At 58.3% G+C, this 3495-nt stretch carries 4 protein-coding genes; 1 reads left to right on the top strand and 3 read right to left on the bottom strand.

Annotation, left to right across the window (positions count from 1 at the left end):
• From ACXRVY_RS20605 to ACXRVY_RS20595, 3 genes are all read right to left on the bottom strand, one after another.
• On the bottom strand, positions 1 to 885 hold an 885-nt coding region (locus ACXRVY_RS20605), incomplete at its 3' end, for a PqiB family protein (RefSeq protein WP_458238115.1).
• A complete protein-coding gene (locus tag ACXRVY_RS20600; RefSeq protein ID WP_223460754.1) occupies positions 866 to 1522 on the bottom strand; it encodes a paraquat-inducible protein A in 657 nt (218 codons plus the stop codon). The genes ACXRVY_RS20600 and ACXRVY_RS20605, both read right to left, overlap by 20 nt.
• Positions 1519 to 2115: a paraquat-inducible protein A gene (locus tag ACXRVY_RS20595; RefSeq protein WP_223460752.1), complete on the bottom strand. Its 597-nt coding sequence runs from the start codon at positions 2113 to 2115 to the stop codon at positions 1519 to 1521. The genes ACXRVY_RS20600 and ACXRVY_RS20595 overlap by 4 nt, the downstream gene beginning before the upstream one ends.
• 374 nt (positions 2116 to 2489) lie before the next feature.
• Here ACXRVY_RS20595 and ACXRVY_RS20590 point away from each other — a divergent pair.
• Positions 2490 to 3495: sulfatase-like hydrolase/transferase (locus ACXRVY_RS20590; protein ID WP_458238114.1), on the top strand; the 1006-nt coding region annotated here is incomplete at its 3' end.

Below are 3495 nucleotides of genomic sequence, written 5' to 3'. Positions count from 1 at the left end.
ATACTGCGGCTTGCCGTTTGGCGGGGCGAGGGCGGTTTGCGGGTCTTCGAACAGTTCGTAGGCGTACTCGGCAGCGGCAGGATTATCGTCAGGGCTGTAGTCGGGCGCGCGGAAGGCAATACCGCCCACCAGCAAGGAAGACAACGATTCGGTCTTGACCGCAAAACCGTTGGCGCCGACGCTCACGTCAATGCCGCTGGCGTTCCAGAAACGGGTGTTTTCGGTGACGTACTTGTCATTGGGTGCATGGATGAACAGCTCGATGTTCACGCCTTTGCCATCCGGGTCCAGCGCGTAGGCCACCACCTGACCCACCGGGATCTTGCGGTAGTAGACCGGAGAGCCGATATCCAGCGACCCCAGATCCTGTGTGAACAGGGTGAAACGCTTGCCCGGCTCGCCGTAGGTGATGGGCGGCGGACTCTCCAGCCCCATGAAGTTTTTTGCCCGGCCGTTGGCCTGGCCGATATCGGCACCGATGTAATCGCCCGACAGCAGCGTATCGATGCCGGACACACCGCCAGCGCCAATGCGCGGCCGCACGACCCAGAACTGCGAGTCTTCACGGGTAAAGCTTTCAGCCTGCTTTTCCAGTTTGACGGTGGCGTTGACGTTCTTCTGGTCAGCGCTCAGTTCCACATCGGAGACATGACCAATCACGACATTGCGGTATTTGACCTCGGTTTTATTCGCGGTCAGGCCGTCCCCGGTCTTGAACGTGACAACGATGGTCGGGCCTTGCTGCAGAATGCTGTGAACCACCAGCGAAATACCCACCAGCACCGCGACGATCGGTACGATCCAGACCAGCGAAACGCTGAAACGGCGGGTCTTGATCGGCGCCGGCCCGGGGGCTTGTGGCCCGTCAGTGGCTTGTGACTTCATCCGTGACCTCCTCATCGTGTGGGTTTTCCCGTTCTTTATCCCAGATCATGCGTGGATCGAAACTCATGGCCGACAGCATGGTGAACACCACCACCAGACCAAAAAACAGAATGCCCGGGCGCGGTTCGATGTCAGCCAGGGCCTGGAATTTCACCAGCGAGGCCACCAGGGCGACCACGATCACATCGAGCATCGACCAGTAACCGATGACCTCGACGAAGCGGTACAGCGTCGACCGCTCTTTACGTGCCCACTCGCTGTCGCGTTGCACGGTGACCAGCAGCAGCGTGATGGCGACGAACTTGATGCCAGGCACCGCGATACTGGCAATGAAAATGATCAGGGCGATGTCCCAGGCACCGGCTTCCCAGAACTCCAGCACGCCGCTCATGATCGTGCTGTCGGCGCCATGGCCGACCATTTTGGTGTTCATCACTGGCAACAGGTTGGCCGGGATGTAAAACACCAGGGACGCGATCATGTAGGCCCAGGTGCGGGTCAGTGAGTTGGTTTTGCGCCGGTGCAGCGGTGCACCGCAACGCTCGCATTCGTGGGGCTCGAAGGTCATGTCGCAGGCGAGCCCGCAGGTGTGACACAGGCACAGGTTGAGCTCGTCGGCGTAAGGAGGCGTGCTCATACAATGTCCCATAGTTCGCGGATGTCGCGCCCGGCGATGCGGATCATCATCAGGCTCAGCGCAGCCAGGGCAAACAACCCGATACCGGGCAGCACATCGAGCAGACCGGCGAGCTTGATCACCGCGACCATGGCGCCCAGCAGGCAGACTTCGAGCATGCTCCAGGGCCTCAGGGTTTCCAGCCAGCGCATGCAGAAATTGAATCCGGGCGAGCGTTGCCGGGCGAGGGCGAAGCCCAGCACCCAGATCAGCAGCAACAACTGGAAAATCGGCGCGATGATCATGGCGATTGCCGCCACCATGGCGATGAACGTGATAGGCCCCAGACTCAGGGCCAGCACCGAGTCCCAGAGCGTTGCGCTGTTCTTCACGCCCTTGAGGTTGATGCTCATCACCGGATAGAAGTTGGCGAATATCCAGAGCATCAACGCGGTGAAGGTCAACGCAAGACGCTGTTCCACCGTGAGACCGTTATAGCGCTGGAGCACGCCGCCACAGCGCGTACACAGGGTTTTTTGATGTTTGGCGAGCGTGACTTTCTGGTAAACGCTGTCGCAGTGCTCGCAGATGATCAGTTGATCAGTAGATGCCATGGGGCAAGCTCGACAGAAGGCAGGAAGTTCAGAGCACCCCCTCAATATAGAAGTGACTTGCGATTGAGCAAATCGAAAGTCGAAACCTTAACACTATCCGCCGCCCGGGGATGACTCGACCCAAGGTATTTCATGGGGGAAACGAGTGACGAACGACTTTGAATTTTTCTGCCTGCAATGCGCGTTTTGAAAATAACCGAACTAGGCTGATTCGGGTGCCTTGAGTAGCAACAGGCTTTTCATTTTTTTGGCAGTTGAGCGCTTGGAACTAATCAGAGGGCATGGTTTGGGGGTAACTCACCAGGGTCCGGTCACGGATTACTTGAAAACAGGTAGCCGGCCACAAGGATCCGTCCCGATAAAGGAAGGTCGCCATGAAAAGACTCTCGCATCGCTCAAGGTTCTACATTGCAGGTTCATTACTGATAGCGCTTAACGGTATGGCCCAGGCTGCACAAACAGAAAAGCCCAATATCCTGTTCATCGTGTCTGACGACACCGGTTACGGTGATCTGGGGCCCTATGGAGGCGGTGTCGGCCGCGGCATGCCGACACCCAGCATCGATGAACTGGCCGCTGAAGGCACAACCTTTTACTCGTTCTACGCGCAACCGAGCTGCACGCCAGGGCGAGCCGCCATGCAGACCGGGCGCATCCCCAATCGAAGCGGCATGACCACCGTGGCCTTCCAGGGCCAGGGCGGCGGTTTGCCAGCCGCTGAGTGGACGCTGGCCTCGGTGCTCAAGACCGGTGGTTACGAGACCTACTTCACCGGCAAGTGGCACCTGGGTGAAGCCGACTACGCGCTACCCAATGCCCAGGGCTATGACGTGATGAAATACGTCGGCCTCTATCACCTCAATGCCTACACCTACGCCGACCCGACATGGTTCCCCGACATGGACCCGGAAACCCGGGCGATGTTTACCAAAGTGACCAAAGGTGCACTCTCGGGCAAGGCCGGAGAAAAGGCCGTTGAAGAGTTCAAGATCAACGGCCAGTATGTTGATACTCCAGTTATCGATGGCAAACCCGGTGTAGTCGGAATTCCCTACTTTGACGGTTATGTTGAAAAGGCCGCGCTGGAATTCCTCGACACCGCCGCCAAATCCGACAAGCCGTTTTTCATCAACGTCAACTTCATGAAAGTGCACCAGCCGAACCTGCCGGCACCGGAGTTCGTCCACAAGTCGATTTCCAAGTCCAAGTACGCCGACTCGGTGGTCGAACTGGATACGCGCATCGGCCATATCATGGACAAGCTCAAAGCGCTGGGCCTGGATAAGAACACGCTGGTGGTTTACACCACCGACAACGGCGCCTGGCAGGACGTTTACCCGGATGCCGGTTACACGCCTTTCCGTGGCACCAAGGGTACCG

The sequence above is a fragment of the Pseudomonas sp. P5_A2_2 genome (assembly GCF_054177685.1).
The sequence above is the reverse complement of the archived record's forward strand: the minus strand, read 5'-3'. Positions and strand labels throughout refer to the sequence as shown.